This is a genomic window from Nocardia sp. BMG51109 (assembly GCF_000526215.1).
GTDB lineage: Bacteria > Actinomycetota > Actinomycetes > Mycobacteriales > Mycobacteriaceae > Nocardia.
In genome coordinates this window covers 1,037,785-1,057,809 of the sequence record NZ_JAFQ01000004.1, presented here as the reverse complement: position 1 = coordinate 1,057,809, position 20,025 = coordinate 1,037,785, and the positions used below count along the sequence as shown (strand labels likewise).

At 71.9% G+C, this 20,025-nt stretch carries 3 protein-coding genes; all 3 read left to right on the top strand.

The window, feature by feature from the left end; genetic code table 11:
* The first annotated feature begins 127 nt into the window (after positions 1-127).
* From D892_RS0106105 to D892_RS0106095, 3 genes are read left to right on the top strand one after another with little or no spacing between them, the layout of a single operon-like run.
* Positions 128-433, top strand: a complete 306-nt coding sequence (locus tag D892_RS0106105; protein ID WP_156959404.1) for a hypothetical protein — start codon at positions 128-130, stop codon at positions 431-433.
* A gap of 14 nt (positions 434-447) precedes the next feature.
* Positions 448-954 carry a hypothetical protein gene (locus D892_RS0106100; protein WP_024800394.1) on the top strand — a complete coding sequence of 169 codons (507 nt, stop codon included), beginning with the start codon at positions 448-450 and terminating at the stop codon, positions 952-954.
* Between the two features lie 17 nt (positions 955-971).
* A complete protein-coding gene (locus D892_RS0106095) occupies positions 972-19,943 on the top strand; it encodes a hypothetical protein (protein WP_024800393.1) in 18,972 nt (6,323 codons plus the stop codon).
* Positions 19,944-20,025 lie beyond the last annotated feature (82 nt).

Here is a 20,025-nt window from a genome sequence, read left to right as displayed (position 1 = left end):
GGCACCATCCCGTTCACCCGCCGGGGTAGCTGCCGTTCACGTTCGCGAAACACCCGATTTCCCCGGGGCTGTCATCGTGCTGTCACTGCTGCGTGCGCGCGCACGGCAGACGGCGGAGGGAGTGACGATGACGGTTGAACTCGACCCCGACAAGTTCCGCACGGCGGCGGGGAAGACCGGGGACGTCCGCGACAGGATCCAGGGCGTCCTGGACAACCTGTCGGCTTCGCTGGATCCGGGTTCTCCCTGGGGCAACGACAAGATCGGTTCGCAGTTCCACGACGGACCGAACGGTTACGGCGCCAGCAAGAAGAATCTGTTCGAGAACGGTGGCAACTTCCAGACCACCTTCGGCCGGTTCTCCGACGGTCAGCGCGACGCCGCCACGAAGCTGGAGAGCCAGGACCAGGCCAACGGCCGCGGTATTCACTGAGCGGGAGTGTCGCTGTGGCCAACGAACATACGAGGGCCGAGATGGCCGCGGTGCTGGACGGTGTCCGGGAACAGTTGCGGACCGTCGCGCGGGTCCAGAACGAGCGCACCAGGCTGACGGCCAGCGCGACGGTGCGTAAGCGGGTGACCGTCGCGGTGAACGCCGACGGCACCGTGATCGAGACCAAACTCGGTGCCGGCGTGGAGGATCTGACCTACCCGGAGCTCGCCAAGGCGTTCACCGAGGCCGCGCAGCAGGCCGCCGCGGCGGTGTCCCGCAAGGTCGAGGAACTGATGATGCCGCTGCACGATCAGCGCGCCCGGTTGCCGAAGCTCACCGAGCTGATCGAGGGAATGCCCGACCTCCGCGCCGAAATGCCCGAGACGCCAAAGGTTTCCACCGCGCCGCCGGGTGCGCCGGAGCGGGACGAGGAGCCGGCCGAGGCGATGACGTTCACCGACGTCGAATCGGTGGCGCCGGCCGACGAGCGTGGTCGCGGTGTCACCGATTCCAGCTGGTGATATCGGAGTAGGTCCCGATGGCTGAGCTGCCCGGCTGGCTCACCTGGCTGGAATGGGTGGCCGGATCGGAATGGCCGGACGGCGATCCGGACCGGATGTGGGACGGCGTCGCGAAACCGTGGCGCACCGCCGCGATCGAGATGCGCGAGATCCTGGACGATATCCAGGCGGCCAAGTCGGCCTCGCTGGGCGCCTACCCGCAGGGCGGGGGCACCGAGCAGATCAGCAAGGCCTTCGACCAGCTGATGCACGGCAAGTCGTCGCTGGAGGAACTGGCGAAGAACTTCGATCTGGTGGGCGACTCGGCCGACCAGGTCGGCACCGAGATCGAATACACCCAGCTGATGTTCATCACCTCGCTGGGGTTGCTGGCCGCGGAAATCGCCGCGGCGTGGATCTTTCCGCCGACCGCTCCCGCGGCGGAGGCGGCCGCCATCGCGATCACCCGGGTCGGGCTGCGCATGCTCAGCCGGTCGCTGCTGGCGGCCGTGCGGCGGATCGTCACCCGGCTCATCTCGTCGTCCACGCTCAAGTTCCTGGCCAGGCACGTCGCCATCGACACCGCGCTGGGCACGCTGCAGGAGGTCGGCATCCAGGCCTATCAGCAGCACGAGGGGCACCGGGACAAGATCAACTGGGATCAGGTGGTCGTCACCGCCGTCAGCTCCGCCGCCGGTGGTGCGGCCGCCGGGCCGATCGGTGACAAGCTCGGGAATGCGCTGGGCCGCCAGCTGGGTGACTCGCTGGGCGGCAAGCTGGCGAGCGGCGCCATCACCGGCACCGCCGCGGGATTGGCCGGAGCGACCGCAGGGTGGGCCGCCGCGACCGGCACCCAGATGACCATCGACACCTTTCGGCACGGGTGGGATCAGGCCTGGGCCAACGCCGAGGCCGCCGGTATCGATCCGCTCATGTTCACCGCCGGCGCCTCCAACGGCGCCCTCAGCGGCGCGAACAAGGCCGGGGCGAACCACTTCTGGGGCAATCACGGCTTCGATCAGGCGAGCCGGCCCAGTTTCGGCAGCCAGTTGAACGATCTGTTCGATCAGGTGCAGGCGGAGAAGGGCGGGGCCCCGGCACCCGGCGGGGACGGCAGCGCACCGCACCGGTCGTCGAATCTGCCGGGTTCGAATAACGAGGGCGCCAACGAAAATGGTGCGGAGGGCGACGGTGGCTCGCAGCAGCGCGGCGGCGAGTCGAACGGTTCCGGCGGGCAGCCCAGGGCCGGTGAGGCGCCGGTCCAGCCGGCGGGAGCGTCCGGTGACACCCCCGAGGGAGCCGGCGAGGGGCAGGGCGGAACACCGGAGGGTGACGGTAAGGCCGGAGACGCCGATTCCGGTGCGGATCAGTCGAATTCGAGTGAGAACCAGGCTCCCGGCGCGCCCGGGGCCGATGGCCGTCGCGGTGGAGAGAACGTCGGTGAAGGTGACGCGGACCAGTCGGGCGGGGGCGATCGGTCCGCCGGTGGTGGTGATCGGTCGACCGGGTCCGATCAGCCCACTGGTGCCGATCAGCCCACTGGTGCCGACGACTCGGCCGGTGCCGACCGGTCGGGCGAGGCCGATCAGTCTGCCGGTGGCGATCAGGCGCAGCGCGGCGAGGCGCCGGTCGGGGAGGAGGGTTCCGGCGCTCCCGCGAAGGCCGACGACGGCACGGACCAGGTCGCCGGGTCCGAGGAACAGGCGGGGTCCGCGACCCGGCAGCCCACCGGTGGCGAGGATGCCGTTCGGACCGGAGACCCGTCGGCGGACGGTGTTGGGGCGGACAAGGATTCGGCTGCCTCGCCGAGCGGGACGCCGGTCGGGCCGGGAGTGGCTCCGGTCGCGGGAACGCCGGGCGCGCCCGTCGGCAACGCGCCCGGTGCGGCGCCCGCCGCCGTGGGTGGCGAAACATCCAGTGGCGGTTCGTCTTCGGCCACCCCGCGGTCGAGTTCGCTGGGGGAGTCCAGGGCGAGCCAGGTGCCCGGCGGTGAACAGCCGCGCGGTGCGCAGCCGCAGGCGGGCGGCTCGGACGGTCGTTCCGGGGCCGCGCAACAGGGCTCCGGGGCGCGCGCCGGGGCCGAAAACCGTTCCGGCGCAACGCCCGGTGGGAAGCCTGCCGGGGTGCCGGACGCGCGGTCGCAGGGCCGAGAGGCCGGTGCGGGTGCGCCGCCGAAGGGCAGCGAATCCGAGCAGGGACCGCAGCAGGGTGCCGATGCGAACGGCAAAACCGGGGAGACCGACGGTGCGGCCGCCCTGGCCGCCGCTGCCGCGGTCGCGGGCGAGTCGGCTCCGCGACCGCCCGCGCGCGGTGCGGGTGGCGGCGGCAAGGAGCCGCCCTCGGGGCGGCCGCGGCCCGCCGGTTCGCCGGACGATCCGGGCGACAACGGGTCGAATAACGATCCCCCGGAAGGTAACTCGTCCGACAAGGATCGCGACGACGCCGCCGGCGAGACGGAGCCGATCGAGCCGGCCTCCATCGACCAGCCGGACGGTCCGCGCGACGTCACCGTCGAGATCGACGGCGAACAGGTCACTCTGCGCGTCGTTCCCGACGGTGAGGGTGGGTGGAAGCCGGCTCCCCCCGAAGGCGACGCACCGGACCGCACCGACGAATCCGATGCGCCCGAACAGAAGTCGGGTCTGCGCAGGGTGTTGCGGCGCATTCGCGAGTTCCTGACCCCCCGGGGTTACGAGGGGCCGTCCTACAAGACCCCGTCCGGATCGATGCTCGACTCACGCGGGCAGACGGCGATCAAGGACGGCGTGGTCCATGCGCCCGATCTGCTCGATCCCCCACCGCCGTCGACGCCACCGCCGTCGCATCCGCCGACCGGGCCCGAGGTCGGGCCCGCCCCCGACAGCGGCGGGCCCACCCAGGACCCGGTGGCGCGGGTGCTGAAGGAAGGCGCCATCGTCCTGAAGAACCGCGAGTACCTGCCGTTCTTCGGGCGGTTGTCGTCGCGGATGATCATCCACGCGGGTGATCATGTGCCGCTGCGCGATTCGAGCGGGGCGGAGTACAAGCCGTGGCTCGAGGACGGCGACGCGGCCGAGGCGCACCGCAACATCGCGGAGGGCCTGGAGAACGGGTACGTCCGGCCGGAGGACGGCGTCGCCGATCTGCGCGACCTGCTCGACCGGACCGACGATCCGGAACTGCGGCACAAGATCCTGCTCGACCTGGTGCGCCTGGATCCCGATGCCGGCGACGAGGCCGTGCAGGCGCTGCTGGACCACCTCGCCACGGTCACCGATCCCGAACTGCGGCAACGGATCATCGACGATCTGGAGACCCACTACCTGATCGACACCGACCAGGCCGTCGAGCTGGAGAACGCGCCGATCCCGGATCCGGATGCGGCCGAACAACAGTCGCCGGATTCCGCGGACCACACGCACGAGGAGGGCGACGGTCCGCCGCCGGAGGGCGAGACGCTGTCGGAAACGGCGGAGCGCCTGGGCTTCCGGCTGCCCGACGAGGATCCGGAGACCATCCGCCGGGTGCTTGCCGAGGAGGAGTACCGCTGCCTGCGCAATGCGGCGTCGATCGAGGGGCTCGCCGATGCGGCCCGCCGCTACGACGAGGAGGTGACCCGCCCCTACTCGTGGCGTGACGCCGACGGCACCGAGCGGCCCGCCCTCGAGAGCGGGGAGGTTTCGGGACCCGACGGCGGACCGGCGCCCGTGCCTATCGGCGAGGTCCCGCGAAGTTTCTTCGACGACAACCCGATGGGCTTCCTGCTCACCGAGATGATCCACGCCCGCGGCGGCGATATGGGCCTGCGCGGGACCCAGGAGATCGGCAACGGCGCGGACCCGCTGCCGGAGTGGCATCAGCGCCAGATCGGCGACGATCCCGAACTCGGCCGCGACGACGGCCCGCCCGCCTACTTCCAGCACGCGCTGCGCCGCCAGCAGCTGCGCGACGAATTGTCCTCCTGGGCACAGATGTTCGGCCTCGGGTTCGACGAGATCACCCGGCATGCCGACGGCACCATGCCGCTGGACGAGACCCTGGACCGCCTGCGCGACGAGAACGCCGCCCGCGCCGACCGGCTCGCCGAACTCACCGAGGCCGCCGCGCCGCATCTGCCACCGGAGGAGCCGCCCGTCGGCGAGGCCCTGGACGACCAGGCCGCCCGGGTCCCCATCGGGGAGGGGCAGCCGGACCGGCTGGTGGTGATCGACGGGCCGCGCGGCCGGGACGAGGTCCTCGCGGATGTGCTTGCCGCACACCCGGATCTGGCCGACGAGGTCAACAACGGCGATGTCACCGTCGACTACCGGCAGGTGCGGGACGAGGGCGGTGAGGTCCATCTCGATCCGGTGGATACGCCGGAGGTGCATCACCACCGCGCCGACGTCGAGGGCCGCCGGCTGGTCGCGACGATGGTGCGCGACGGCGACGGTTCGTGGCGCGCGGTGCCGCACACCGTCGATCCGGCGCCGAGCGGAGACGGCGCCGGGCGACCGGATGTCCCGGCCCCGCCGCGATCGCCGCGCGAAGTGCTGGCCGACCTGGTGGACGTGGCGCGCGATCTCGGCCTCGGGCCGGAGGACGTGGCCCGCATACTCAGCAGCCCGGAGGAACTCGCGCGCGTCATCGGCGATCTGAAGCTGGACAACGCGGTGCGGGCCGGTCAGATCGAGGCGCTGAGCGATTACGCGCGCTCGGCGAACGACATTCAGAACTTCCACAACCTGCAGTCCAACGACAGTCGGGGTCGTTCTCCGCTGGCCCAGCTGCTCGGTATGTCGGAGGCAGATCTCACCGCGGATTCGATGGCCGACCGCCTGACCGATCGGTCGCAGGGGCGGGCGCTGCGGCGCCAGCAGTTGCAGGCCCTCGCCGACTACGCGGCGCTGGTCCGGGGCGTCGACGAGGCGACCGTCGACGCCGCGCGCGATCGGTTCGTCCGGCAGTTGCTCGGTGACGACGCCGATCTCACCGCGCTGTCGCCCGACCTCCCCGAGATCTCCGATCAGGGCCCGGTGGACTGGGTCCCCGACGAGCACGGCCTCGATCCGAAGAAGCTGTTCCGCGCGGTCAACCGGCTGGGCGACGCGCCGCATGTGCGCGACGCGTTCGCGGATTTCGCCCGGGCGCTGCTCGACGCCGATCCGTACTCGCACGGCGCCGACGGCACACGCACCCCGGCCGATCCCCGCGTGGCCGACCCCGAGTCACCGGTGCACGACACAGACGCCCTGCCGGGGCTGCGCGACATCATCGACGATGCCGTGGGTTCCGGCGATCCGCGGGACTTCGCTCGGACCGTCGCCGATGCGGCCACTCGCGCCGAGACCGAAGGCGATGCGCCGCAAGGAGATCCGGACGGACGCCCCGAACCCGGGGACGACTGGTCCCGCCTGGTCGGCGTCGATCTGGCCGATGCCGATCCGGAGACCTTCCAGAAAGTCTACGAGGCGTACCGGGACGGCCGGATCGACAAGCACGAGGGGCCGGAAGATCTCGGCGCCGAGACCCAGGCGCTGCGCGACGAGGTCCGGCAGCGGCAGGACCAGATCAACCGCCTGGCCGACCTGGCCCAGCAGCTGGTAGCGGACCGCGGCCTGGGCGCGGGCGACCGCCCGGACAGTGGCGACGGCCCCACGCCTCCCGGTCCACTCGGCGGTCCGCCGGCCGAGGGCGCGACGCCGCCGGAAGGTGCCACGCCACCGATGGGGGAGACCCCGCCGCAGGGCGTTACCCCGCCCGAGGGATCGACGCCGCCTGAAAGTGCTACTCCGCCAGAGAGTGCCGCCCCGCCGCAGGGCACGACACCGCCGAAGGGAGAGGGCCCGCCGCAGGGTGCGACGCCGCTGGACGGTGCTACCCCACCGGAGGGGGCCACGCCGACGAAGGAAGAGACGCCACCGGACGGGGTTACTCCGCCCGAGGGTGCAACGCCGCCCAAAGGGGAGATGCCGGAGAGTGTTACCCCGTCCGAGGGGCCGCCGCCTGAAAGTGCCACTCCGCCAGAGAGTGCCGCCCCGCCGGAGGGTGCAACGCCACCGATGGGGGAGAGCCCGCCGCAGGGTACGACGCCGCTGGAAGGCGCTACCCCGCCGGAGAGCGCGACGCCGCCGAAAGGCGCGGTCCCGCCCGAGGGTTCGGCTGCTTCCGAGGCTGCGAAACCGGATGGAGTTCGGTCGGAGGGCGCCGAAGATCAAGGGGCGGCACCGGATTCGGCGGGTAGTCGTGGCCGGATCGATGCGGCGCTGGATCGGGCGGCGGCCGCGGCGGATCAGGCGCTGTGGCGCAACGAGGAACAGGCGGCGCAGCAGCATGCCGACTTGATGGAACGGGTTCGGCAGTTGCGGCACGAGCTGTCGCAGCAAGCGATCCGGGACGCGGCGCAGCGCGAGATCGACGCGCTGAACGAGGCGTCCCGCCGCAACGAGGCGGAGGTCGAACGCCGGCACCAGGAGCTGATGGACGAGGTCCGGCGGTTGCGGCGGGAGGCGGCCGAGGGCGCGGTGCAGCGTGAGATCGATGCGCTGAACGAGGACTTCCGCCGGAACGAGGCCGAGGCGGCCCGGCTGCACGACGAGTTGATGCAGCGGCTCGACGAGATCCGCCGGGATCTGCACGGCGACTCGCAGCGTGAATCCGATGCCGAGCCGAATGAAGCCGGGCGGCAGGATGATTCGAGCGCGGTGCCCCGCGACGACATCGAGGCGGAGTTCCGGCGCCAGAAGCAGGAGATCGACGAGGACTTCCGGCGGCTACAGGATCATCTCGCGCAGCTGCGCCGGGAGCTGTTCGGGGATCGCGACGGAACGGACGGCGAGGATCCCCCCGACGCCCCGCCGATGGGCGCGCCGAGACCCGAACCCGATCGGCCCGGCGACGGCGGCGGCGCTCGGCGGCTGCCGGACGACGAATCCTCTTCGGGCCCGGACGATCCCGACGGGCCCCGCTCGGATGCGGCGGAGGGTGAGGTGCCGCGGGACGGAGGCGACGCCGACCTCGCTCGCTCCCGGATCGACGACGACTGGCAGCACCTCGACCGGGACGGCGTCGCCGACCGCCTGCGCGACGAATTCGGTGTGGACGTCGAGGGATTCGACGGCGTCGACCCCGACGTGGCCCGCGAGATCGGCCGGGCGGTCGAGGACACACTCACCCGATTCCCCAGATCCGAGTACCCCCAGATGGATCTGCGGAAAATCCGGATCGAGACCCTGAAGGACGGGCAGTTCGCCAAGACCGATGGGATACCGCGATCGGGCGATCCGCGGCAGAAGTACTCCGAACTCGTCGTCAACCGGACGATCGCCACGGATCTGGCCAAGTTCCACCGGTCGGTCGACCTCAACGTCGGCGACCGTCGCTTCCACGAGGTCTTCTCGAAGCGCCCCGTGTACAGCATCATCGTGCACGAGATGGGCCACGTCCTGGACAACGCCGGTTCGCCGCGCACCCGGGTGCGTCTCGAGGAGGAGACGCCGATGGACCTGCTGCGGGCCTACATTCACGCGAATCCGAGGGGCGACATGCCCGGTTTCCGGCGTTGGCTGCAACAGCTCAGCGGCTACAGCTTCCACGACCATGCCAAGACGGATCTGGCTGCCGGTGAGGCGCTCGCCGAGGGCTATGCGGAGGTCGTGCTGCGCGGCGAGGAGGCCGGCGGTCCGGCGCGCGTGCTGCACGACATGCTGGTCGAGGCCGCCCGGTCGGCACGGCCGATTACTCCGGAGACGGGATCGGCCGGGCCGAACCGATCTGCGAAGGAGGATTTCGCCGAGGCTCGGTTCGGTGATTCCGGCGCCGATTCCAGGCACATGCCGCCCGGCGAACCGGAGACCGGTACGGATGCGATGGACGGCCCACCGGCCGACGCGGATGCCGATGCCGAAGCCGCCGACCGGGATCGGCGGGCACAGGAGGAGGTACGACGCGCGGTCCAGGACGCCGAGACGCAGCCGGAGGGGTGGCAGGCCGATATCCCGGACCCGAACTTCGTTCAGGTCTGGGACGTGTTGTCGCACACGGAGGTCGGTCGCGAGGCCGCGGCCGTGCTGCGCGAGGCGGGTGCATCGGTGCGGTTCGCCGAGCACGACTCGTTCAACGGCCGGACGATGGAGATCGTCATCGACACGCACGGCCGCACGCATGCGGAGCAGGCGGCCGCGGTGGTGCGGGCCGCCGAGCAGGTGCGGGCGATCGCCTCCGGAGAGGTCGAGGTGATGCCGTCGCGCATCGCGGCGACGGAGTTGGCGGATCACCTTGCGGCACACGATCGCATCGAGGCTGCCGCGTTCGGGCGGGAGGTCGAGTTCGAGCGGCAACTGCGCGAGGCCGGCTTCGGCACCGACCGCCCGTCCGGGCTGAGCCTGGCCGAGGCGCGCTATCGCGACGAGATGCGTTCGGTGTACGAGGATGCGTACCGGGAGGCCGTCGACCGCGCCCGAACCCGGCAGCCGGGTCTTTCCGAGACGCTGTTGCGCGGCATCGGCCGGGACGCCGGGACGGATGCCCTGCTGGCGAACGGGCAGTTCGACGGGTTCGGCCGGCCGGGCGCCGATACCCATCACCGCGACGCGCACGGCCAGGAGTGGCACGCCGCCCGGCAGCCCGCACCGTCGCGGGGCGAGGGCCCCCGGTCCTGGCCCGAATACGTGCCGCATTCGGCGGAATCCGCCCAGCAGGTGCACCAACTGGTGCGTGAGCACGCGGCGGCCACCCGGCGGCTGCGGGCCGTCGACGCCGCCTTCGACCGGGCCTTCGATCGGTTGGTGGCGGCCCTGCGCCGTTTCGATGACGGAGCCGCAGACGATCGGCCGCGTCGCGGGGTACCCGAGTGGACCGGAACCCGGGCCGAGCGGCTCGAACAGATGCGGCAGCGCGACCCGTACCCGGACGGCAATCGGTCGGACGATCGGCGTGTGCTCGAGGACATGGTGCGGCGGCGCGAGGATCTGGCGCGCCGGGCCGGGGACATCGAACGGCGGATCGCCGAGCGAGTGGGGCGGGACCTGCTCGACGCGATGGCGTCTGAGGTCGGCCGGCCGGTGCGGCACGCCGAACTCGGGCCCGTCGATCTGGTCCGCGTCCATGTCGACGAATCGGGTGTGGTGCGTGCGGTACGGGCGACGGACCCGGAGTCGTCCCCCGACGGCCCCGCGCACCGGGACGGGGCACGGCCGGACGAGACTGCGGCACAACACGATCCGGTGGGACCCCGGGGCACTACCCTCGCTGAGGAGGCTTCCGGCCGCCGGAACTGGCTGTGGCGGCTGACCGGCGCGTCACAGATCCATCCGGACGGCAGGCCGCTCGGCCGGTGGGCGATGTCGCTGCTCGATCGGCTCGACGTCGACATCCGCTTCAGCAGCGAACCCGAGGTCCGGTCGGGCATGGACATCAGCGGCGCGGTCCGGATCGGTGCGGCGCTCGGATACGACCCCGCCACGGGAATCGTGTACCTCTACTCCAAGGCCGGGTCGGACCGGATGGTGACGGACGCGATCCGCGCCGCCGCGATGATCGAGATGTTCCGCGAACATCCCGGCTGGGCCCGGGAACGCGCGACACTGCCGCGCGGCGAGTACATCGACCTGATGCTCGACCGGCAGGCCGAGGCGCATGCGCTGTCCTTCGAGGATGTCCGGCGCAGCCGCGGCGGCGACGGCGGACGCGACAAGTTCTACGACAAGTACCGGGACCAGCTGGAAGTGGCGTATCTCGACGCCTACCGCGACGCACTGGACACCGCCCGCCGTGCCTACCGCGACAGCGACGCCGTGCACCCCTGGACGTTCGAGGCGGCGGCCTACCGCGCCGGTGTCCGGGCGGTGCGTGCCCGGATGCACGAGCTCGGCCCGGCGGTCGGCGACGGGAGCTTCGCCACCCACTACGGCGCCGAATGGGATCGGGCACACGGGATTCCGCCCTCCGGCGACGTCCCGCCACCCCCGCCCACAGACAGTCCGGCGCTGCGGGAACAGCGTGCGCGCGCCTACGCCGACGAGATCGAGACGATCCGATTCCTGCGGGACATGGGCGGGGACACACCGGTCGGGCCCGCCGAACGCGCCTACACCGACGCCTACGACAAGGCCTACCGCAAGGCCCTCCGGGCCGCGGAACGGTCCGCCGACGCGCCCCGGCCGGAGCAGGTGGCCTACGAAGCGGGCCGAAAGGCGTTGCGCCGCTACATCGATAAGGTCGGTCTGGAAGGCGCCGAGATCGCCTTCGACGCGGTCCGAGCCGCGGATGAGGGCCCGCACCGGCGCTGGGGCAACCCGCAGGACGCGCCGACGGCGGACGCTCCACCCGGACACGAATCCGACTCTTCGACAAGGGAATCGGCGCACGACCGGTCGCAGGACGAGATCGACCGAGCCACCCGCGAGGTCATCGACGCGGCGGTGCGGCGAACTCCCGGCGGTGAGCGGTTGACCGACAACGTCGCGCGGCTGCCGCGCTGGATGGGTGTGGAGACCCGATTGCTCGTGGTCGCCGGTGCGGGCGGGCACATGGACGCGCTGCGCCGGCTGGCCGAACAGCGGCCCGAGTACGCCGACGTGCTGTGGGACGGCTCGCACCGACTCGAGTACCGGTCACTGGTATCCGGTGACAACGGACTGCTGATCCCGGACGATGTCGACGCCCGCACCGCCGAAGGCGAGTACCGCAGGCCGGACTACGGAGAGTCCACGGCCCAGATGCTGGCGCACTATCTCCGGTATCGCAGCGCGGGCCTGACGGATCTCGGTTACGACGCGTGGTTGCGCCAGCTGGGTCCCAACGCTCTGGATATACCGACCCGGTCGCGATCCGGCCGTTCGCCCACGGGGCCCAGCGGACTCACCGGTGACTTCGTCGACGTGGGTTTCCGGCTCGCGCAACACGATCCCACGATCGCGGAACCGCATCCCGCGCACGTAGCCGCGCAGTTGAAGATGCGTCGCGTTCCGTTGCCGATGACCGAGGGGCTGCCGCCGCGGGACGTGTCGCGGCGGTACGACTGGCACAAGCTCCAGGTGGGCGGTGTCGACCTGGGTGTCTGGCTCGAGCGTGACGGGCAGGGCGGCTGGCGAGTGCCTGCACCCACCCAGTGGGGCGATACCGGCGACGTCCTGGCACGGCATCTGGAGGGCATGTCGGATTCGGATCCGAAGCGGCTGGTGAACAGAATCGCGGAGAAGTTGCGCGACGGGACGGCCCCGCTGACCCCCTCGGACGAGCCCGGCGGCGGTCGGCTGAAGCGGATCTCGGACCGGTTGCTGCGGCGCGGTGGCGACGAAACCAACTCCGGGCCGAGGGATTCGGGTATTCCGGAGTCGGGCCGGCCGGGCGATCGGCGGGCCGGTGAGGTGCCGCCGCCCGAAAGTCCCGACCGGGGTAAGGATCCCGCGCAAGCCCCGCCGGTGCACGAGGCGCCGGAGCAGAACGCGCCGCCGCACGACGAGGCTCACCACGATCCGGTCACCGATCACCCGGACGCCGGGGTTCCGGATCGGCACCCGCCGACGGACGACACGTGGTCGGGCCTCGACCGCGACGGCATCGTGGACGAGCTCGGACGCCGCTATCCCCGGCTGGAGATCCACGGTTTCGACGACGACGTCGACGTGGACACGCTGCGCGAATACGCCCGCGCGATCGACGACATCCTCACCCGGCACGACCAGATCGACCTGCGCCGCATCGACATCGCGGACCTGGGCGACAACCGGCATGCGGAGGCGACCTGGCGCAAACGTCCGGACGGCACCTACATCGCCGAATCCATCACGCTGGACCGGCATTTCGCCACCCATCCGGAGGAACTGCGGGCGTCGAAGGCGCGCGCCGAGCGGACCGGCTTCTCCCCCCGCGGTGTGGCCGACCGGCCCGTATACGCCTCGATCGTGCACGAACTCGGGCACGCCCTGGACTATGCGGGCAACAAGTGGGCCCGCGACCTGGCCGAGGACGTGCTGCTCGCGCACTACAAGGCGACGCGGGGCTATATCGATCCCGACGAGTACCACGCCTGGCTGCGTCAGCTGAGCCGGTACAGCTTCAAGAACGGCGCGCTGCGGGTCGGGGAGGCGCTGGCGGACGCATTCCTCGACGTCACGCTCAACGGCCGCAACGCGGCCGAACCGGCGCGCGTGCTGCACGCGCTGCTGACCGAGGTGGCCGGGTTCGAGCACGGCGGCATCGATCGAATCACGCCGCCGCGCAACGACTCCGACGACACCGGGCAGCGCGGCGTGGATCCTGCCGAGGGGCCCGAGCCGGACGGCGAGCAGCCGCTACCGGAGGATCCGGACGAGGCGACCCGCTGGGCCAACGCCGAATACGACCGGCTCATGCAGCAGCGCCGGGATCTGGTGCGCGAGCTGGAGTTCTGGCGTGCCAAGATGGCGGACCGGGTCGACCGCCTGCCCGACTCCCGGGGCATTCGCGAGGTCCTCGACAACCGCAGCGCGCTGGCTCGGGAGGTGCTCGAGCACTACGGCGACGCGGCCATTCTGCACGTGGATGTCGATCCGATGGGTGAGGACCCCGAGGGGCACCTCGATCGGTCGGCCCAGCCGCTGGACGTCACGTTCCGCCGCGAGGCCCTGAGCAAAATGGTCGACGCCGCCCAGCGCGTGTTCCAGCTCGAAGGCCGGGTGGCGCGCGTCGATCACCAGATTCAGGAGCTGGAGCGCAGCGGCGCGGTGGAACGACGGCCGTCCGAGGAGGTCGCCGAGGAGTTGGAGCGAATGGCCCAGGAACGGGCCGAGGAACTGGTCCGGATCAAGCCGCGCCGCGCCATGCGCGACGATCTGGCCGCGCGGTTCGGCTGCGTGGACATGGACGGGAACATCGACGAGCACGTGCTGCACGGTGACCAGCTCGCGGAGACCGTCGAACGGCTCGAGCTCGAACATCCCGACCGCGCGGAGGAGATCCGCTGGCTGGCCGACGTCGCGCGGGAAGTGGGCGACGCGCACGACCGGATCGGCCTGATCCAGGACGACATGGCCCGGGTCGGGGGTGTGTGGCGGCGGCACATCGGGGATATGGGCGGACGCATGGTCACCGACACGGTCGGGATCATCGATGGAGAACGGCCGCGGATCATCGTCTTCGGTCCCCGCGAAGCCCTCGGTCAGGGCGGTCGCGACCACTACGATGCCGCGCTCGCCGATGCGTTGCGCCGCAGCGGCGCTGCGGCCCAGGCGATTACGAGGCCGGAGACCACCGTCGAGTACCACCGGTTCTCCGTCGACCGGAGCGACGGCGTCACCGTGACCAGGCTGCCGGGGGCCGAGGTGCTGCGGTTGAGCACCGGCTGGCTGGGCGGCCGCCGGATCGACGTGACGATGTGGCGCGACGGCGACGGCAAGTTTCATCCGGTGGATCCCGCCCGGCCCGATCTCGTCACCAACGAACCGCCGCCGACCGTGCCGAAGTCGTACAAGCCGCGTGACCTCCCCGAAGGCGTCAGTGGCTGGGCGGTGGACCCGACGCAGGCGGCGGTCGAGGGCGCCCTGGTCGATCACCCGCCCGGTGCCATCCCGAAGGATCTGCTCCCGGCCATCCCGGGCGGCGAGCCCATGCCGATTCCCGGTGTGCAGACCTACGACGTGCCGTTCGCCGGGGTCGTCTACAACACGATGCGGATCATCCTGGAGACCGCGAAGCTGAGCGGTTTCACCTGGTACAACGACCCCGACAACCCCGGGCGGATCAAGCCCGGATTCAAGGGCCACTACTGGTTCCGGGAGAAGCCCTCCGAGGCGCAGCCGATGGTGCGCGAGATCGACTGGGGCGCACTGGCCGACGATCACGGCGAGATCGATCCGGGATTCGTGCGCCAGGAGATCCAGCGGGAGCGGGAATGGGCGAAGGTGCAGAAGTGGGCCGACGACGAGTACACCCGTTTCCGGAACGACGAGGCCGATACCGATGTCGACCGCATCGCGGACGGACTGGACGAACATCGCCGCAACGAGCGAGCCGACGCCGCTCGCGAGGTGGTCGACGAGGTGCGGCGGCGGCTCGTCGACGCGGACCGCGGCATCGACCCGCGCGGTGACATCGATGCGCAGATCCAGCACATCAACGACCGGATCGACCGTGTCGCAGCCGATCTCGCGGATCGTTTCTGGCTGGCGGACCCGGATGCCGTGCGCGACACCGTCGCCGACATCCGCGACCTGCTGATCGGCGAGGGGGATCCCGATGCCGTCGCCGCCGTGCTGGCGCGGTACATGGATGTCGACGTTCCCGATCTGACCCGCGACGAACTGGTGCAGATCAAGAACCACCTGATGCGCGACAAGCTGCTGGTGCTCGACCCGGACTCCCGGCAGCTGACCCGCCGGCCGCTGGACGCCGTCGCCGACGTCGCCGAGGCATGGAACCGGCTGATCGCCGGCGAGCCGCTGCCGTCGGACATCCTGATGCTGCGGGATGCGCTGGCCGAGTCGCGCTTCCTGGTCGCGAACGAGGGCGTCGCCGCGGCGTGGAACCGGCTGGTGGCCGGCGAGCCGACGGCGTCGGACGTCATGTTGTTCCGGGATGCGCTGGCCGAGTCGGACGTTCTGGGGTCGAGAGACGACGTCGTCGAGGCGTGGGACCGGCTGGTGGCCGGTGAGCCGCAACAGGGCGATATTCCGCTGGTGCAGGAGGCATTGGCCGAGTCGCGGTTCCTGGCCGACAACGACGGCGCGACCTGGCACGAGGCCAATGCGTACGTGGCGGCCACGGAGGGTCTGCACTGGGACGCCGAGCGGCCGCCGCTCACCGACTGGCGCGCCGGTATCCCGTACTGCCCGCCGTCGCAAACGCTTCGAAACCAGAATGGTGGCAACGGTTTCGCCGGGGCATTGCCGCCGTCGGGCGGTGGTGGGCCGTTGCCGCCGGGGGATGCCGAGGCGCGCTCGCCCGAACCGGATTCCGGTGGGCAGCAGGCGGATTCCGAGGGTCCGCGTGCGGTTGTCGAGCGTGAGTTGCGGGCGCTGGACGAGGCGTTCCGCCGGAATGCCGACGAGGCGGAGCGTGAGCATCAGGATCTGCTGCGTCATCTGGATGAACTGCGCGACCGGATGCGTGCGCGGTTCGATGAACTGGAGAACGGCGGGGTGGGCAGGTCCGATTCGGACGGTGCCGGAACCGGGCAGTCGGAGGCTGCCGGGGCCGGGCGGCCGGATGGCGCGCAGCCGCGGCCCGAGGCGGACGCCGACTCGGGTGCTGCTGCGCGGCAGGAGGACTCGGACGGCCCGCGTGCCGTTGTCGAGCGTGAGCTGCGGGCCCTGGACGACATGTTCCGCCGGAATGCCGACGAGGCGAAGGCCGCGCATCAGCAGCTGATGCGTCATCTGGATGAGCTGCAGGCGCAGATGCGCGCGCGCTTCGACGAGTTGGAGAGCAGTGCGGCGGACGCGTCCGGCGGGGAGCGTGCCGGAACCGAATCGCCGGAGGGCGCCTCGTCCCGGCCGGACACCGAGGCGAATGCGGCTGGGCGACAGCCCGATTCCGAGAGTCCGCGTGCTGTTGTCGAGCGTGAGCTGCGGGCGCTGGATGAGGCGTTCCGCCGGAATGCCGCCGAGGCCGATCGTGAGCATCAGGAGCTGATGCGGCATCTGGACGAGTTGCAGGCGCAGATGCGTGCCGGGTTCGACGCGCTGGAGGCCGGTGCGCCGGTGGGGGCCGACAAGGCCGATGGTTCGCGGGCGGAGGATGGTTCGTCCGCTCCCGAATCGAAGCCGGAGCAGAATTCCGCTGGGGCTGAGCACGCGGCCGAGGGGGTCGACGGTGCGCAGGCGAAGGGCGGTTCGTCCCGTCCGGAATCGAAGCCGGAGCAGGATTCCGGTGGGCAGCAGGCGGATTCCGAGGGTCCGCGTGCTGTTGTCGAGCGTGAGTTGCGGGCGCTGGACGAGGCGTTCCGCCGGAATGCCGACGAGGCGGAGCGTGAGCATCAGGAGCTGCTGCGTCATCTGGATGAACTGCGCGACCGGATGCGTGCGCGGTTCGACGAACTGGAGTCCGGCGGGGCGGATGCGCACCACCGGCAGGCTCCCGCGCCCGGCCGGCCCGGCGCGGGCGGGCAGGATCCGGACGGTGCCGGGCAATCGCGTGACGAAGGTGCGCGGGAACGGGACGGTGCTGCTGAAGCCGGTCGGTCGCGCATCGCGGGGGAGCAGGGTCCGGATGGTGCGGACAGCGCCGGGGAATCGCGTGACGAAGGTGTGCGGGGACGGGACGGTGCCGCTGAAGCCGGTCGGTCGCGCACCGCGGATGAGCGGAATCCTGGTGGTGTGGACACCGAGGCTGGCCGGTCGCGCACCTCGGAGGAGCAGGGTGCGGACGGCGCCGGGCAATCGCGCGACGAAGGTGCGCAGTCGTCCGAACCGGATGCGCGGCACAAGGATTCGAGCGGCACCGACGAAGGCGGGGACAAGGATGCGAAGCGCCCCGGGCCGGGTGACGACCACGATCGTGCCGATGCCGACGATGCCGACGATGCCGACGATGCCGACGATGCCGACGATGCCGACGATGACGCCGACGGCGGCGGCCGGACTCGTCGTCCCGGTGGCGACGCCGACCGTGGCGATCGCGGTGCCGGTCGTGGGGACGGCGACGCCGGTCGTGGGGACGATGACTCCGAAGGCGGTGACGGTGACGGCGGTGGCCGCAGGCCATCGGGTGGCGGAGCCCCGCCGTCCGGCGGCGACGGCCGCGATGGGGGCGAGCCGGGCCCACGACGCCGCGGGCCAGTGCTGCGGTCGCACATCCCGCATCCGCCGCACGAGTACGAGTTCGACCTGCCCGAAGTCGAACCCAACGAGCCGGTAGACCCGGGCCCCTGGCTCCCGCCGCAACCCCCCGAGCCCCCGAGCCCCCCGAACCTCCGCAGCCGCCCCGGCCGCCTGAGCCCCCGCAGCCGCCGCGTCCTCCGGTGCCGCCCGAGCCGCCGCGTCCGCCGGTGCCCCCGGAGCCACCTGTGCCGCCGGTGCCGCCGCGTCCTCCGGTGCCGCCGGAACCCCCCGTTCCGCCGGTGCCGCCACAGCCGCCGGTGCCACCCGAACCGCCTCAGCCGCCGCAACCTCCGGTGCCCCCGGAACCACCTGTGCCCCCGGAACCACCTGTGCCGCCGGAGCCGCCGCGCCCTCCGCTGCCGCCGGAACCCCCCGTTCCGCCGGAGCCGCCGCATCCGCCGGAGCCGCCGCATCCGCCGGAGCCGCCGCATCCGCCGGAGCCACCTGTGCCGCCGGTGCCACCCGAACCACCTCAGCCGCCGGAACCTCCGGTGCCGCCGGAACCTCCGGTGCCGCAGCCGCCGGAGCCGCCGCATCCGCCGGGGCAGCCTCTGCCGCCGCAGCCTCCGCTGCCGCCCGCACCGCCGGGAACGCCGTGGCCTCCCGGGCCGCAGCCGCCGGACTTTCCTGCGCCGCCGCAGCCACCGGGGTACCCGAATCCGCCTGTGCCGCCCGGTGTTCCGGTGCCGCCGCAGCCGACCCCGCCGGGTCCGCCGCCGGATTGGCCGGTGCCGCCGCCTGGATATCCGAATCCGCCGGGGCAGCCCGGTTTCCCGGAGCCCCCGGGGCCGCCGCCGGGATGGCATCCGCCGGGTTCTCCTGTGCCGCCGCAACCGCCGGTGCCGCCCGGGTATCCGAACCCGCCGGTGCCGCCGCAGCCGACCCCGCCGGGTCCGCCGCCGGATTGGCCGGTGCCGCCGCCTGGGTATCCGAATCCGCCGGGGCAGCCCGGCTTTCCGGAGCCTCCGGGTGCGCCGCCGCAGCCGGTGCCGCCGGGATCGCAGCCCCCGGAAGGTCCGGTGCCGCCGAACGCTCCGGTGCCGCCCGGGTATCCGAATCCGCTTGTGCCGCCGGGTGCTCCGATGCCGCCGGGCGCACCGCAACCACCGTGGTCGCCGGGTGCTCCGCACCCACCGTGGTCGCCGGGAGTGCCGCAGCCACCCTGGTTGCCGGGCGCACCGCAACCACCGATGCCGCCGGGCGCTCCTGAACCGCCGTGGCCGCCGGGTACACCGCAACCACCGTGGTCGCCGCAGGCTCCCTGGCCGCCGGGCACACCACCCCCGGACGGGACGACGCCGCAGCCACCGAACTGGCCTACCGGTTCGGGAGGTGAAGGGCCGCAGCCGGTTCAACAGCCGAATCACGACGTGCCTGCCAGGTATCGGCCGGATCGGCCGTACGGACACGGCATCCCGGACTGGTCGCGTCCGGAGGGGCGCCCGCCCTCGGAAACGTGGACGACGCCTCCCGCGCCGCAGTGGCCGACACCGCCGGCCCCGCACTGGCCGTCGGCGCCCGATGCGCAACCCGGAGCGCCCGGACATACCGGCGGCCCCGAGTCGCAGGGACCTGGCCCCCAGGCCGCACCGGGCTGGTCGGCGCCCGGCGACTCGGGCACCACGGGTCCGCAGCCACCCTGGCCCGCGACAGCAGACGATCCGGGGACGGCTTACGGGGCGCTGGACCAGCCGGGCCGGGCACCGCACGACCCGGGTTCCTTCGATCACGGCCGGTCCACGAACGAGGGTGGTGCACCCGGCCGGAGCGAGCACGACCGCTCGAACGGTGCCTTGCGCCAAGGCGACCCGAATGCCGCTGCGCCACAGAATGGTTCGCCCACGACACCGCCGCCGGTCCTGCCGCCTCCCGGTCCGCCCGGCACACCCGGCGCCCCCGCGGCGAACCAGGGGAACAGCGCACGACGTCGCATGTTCACCACCGCGCCGCGAGCGGTCACCTCGCAGATCATGGTGCAGGCCTATGGTGGATTCGGTGAGTTCGCGCAGTTCGAGCCGGCGACCGGCGAATTGCAGCCCGCCGCGCTGGCGATGCGGGCCCCCGGCGGCGTCTACGGTGAACTCGACGGCGTGCCCGTGGTGTTCTACCGCGGCACCGACGGTTTGGCGCTGCGCGTCGGCGACCGGCTGCTCAACCTCGAAGCGGCCGGCACCTCGATCGTGTGGGAGATGGTGGAGGGCAACCGGACCCGGTTTGCGGTGGCCATCGACGGCGAGGTGGTGTGCGAGCTGAGCTATCGATCGATTCCCCCCGACCTGGACGTGGCTCTGCTGGTCCGCGACGTCTGTGACGACCCGGAACGCCGCGCACACAT

What these genes read in the sequence shown, in the direction of transcription:
- D892_RS0106105 (WP_156959404.1), top strand. Translation starts at nt 128, where the DNA reads ATGACGGTTGAACTCGACCCCGACAAGTTCCGCACGGCGGCGGGGAAG.
- D892_RS0106095 (WP_024800393.1), top strand. Translation starts at nt 972, where the DNA reads ATGGCTGAGCTGCCCGGCTGGCTCACCTGGCTGGAATGGGTGGCCGGA.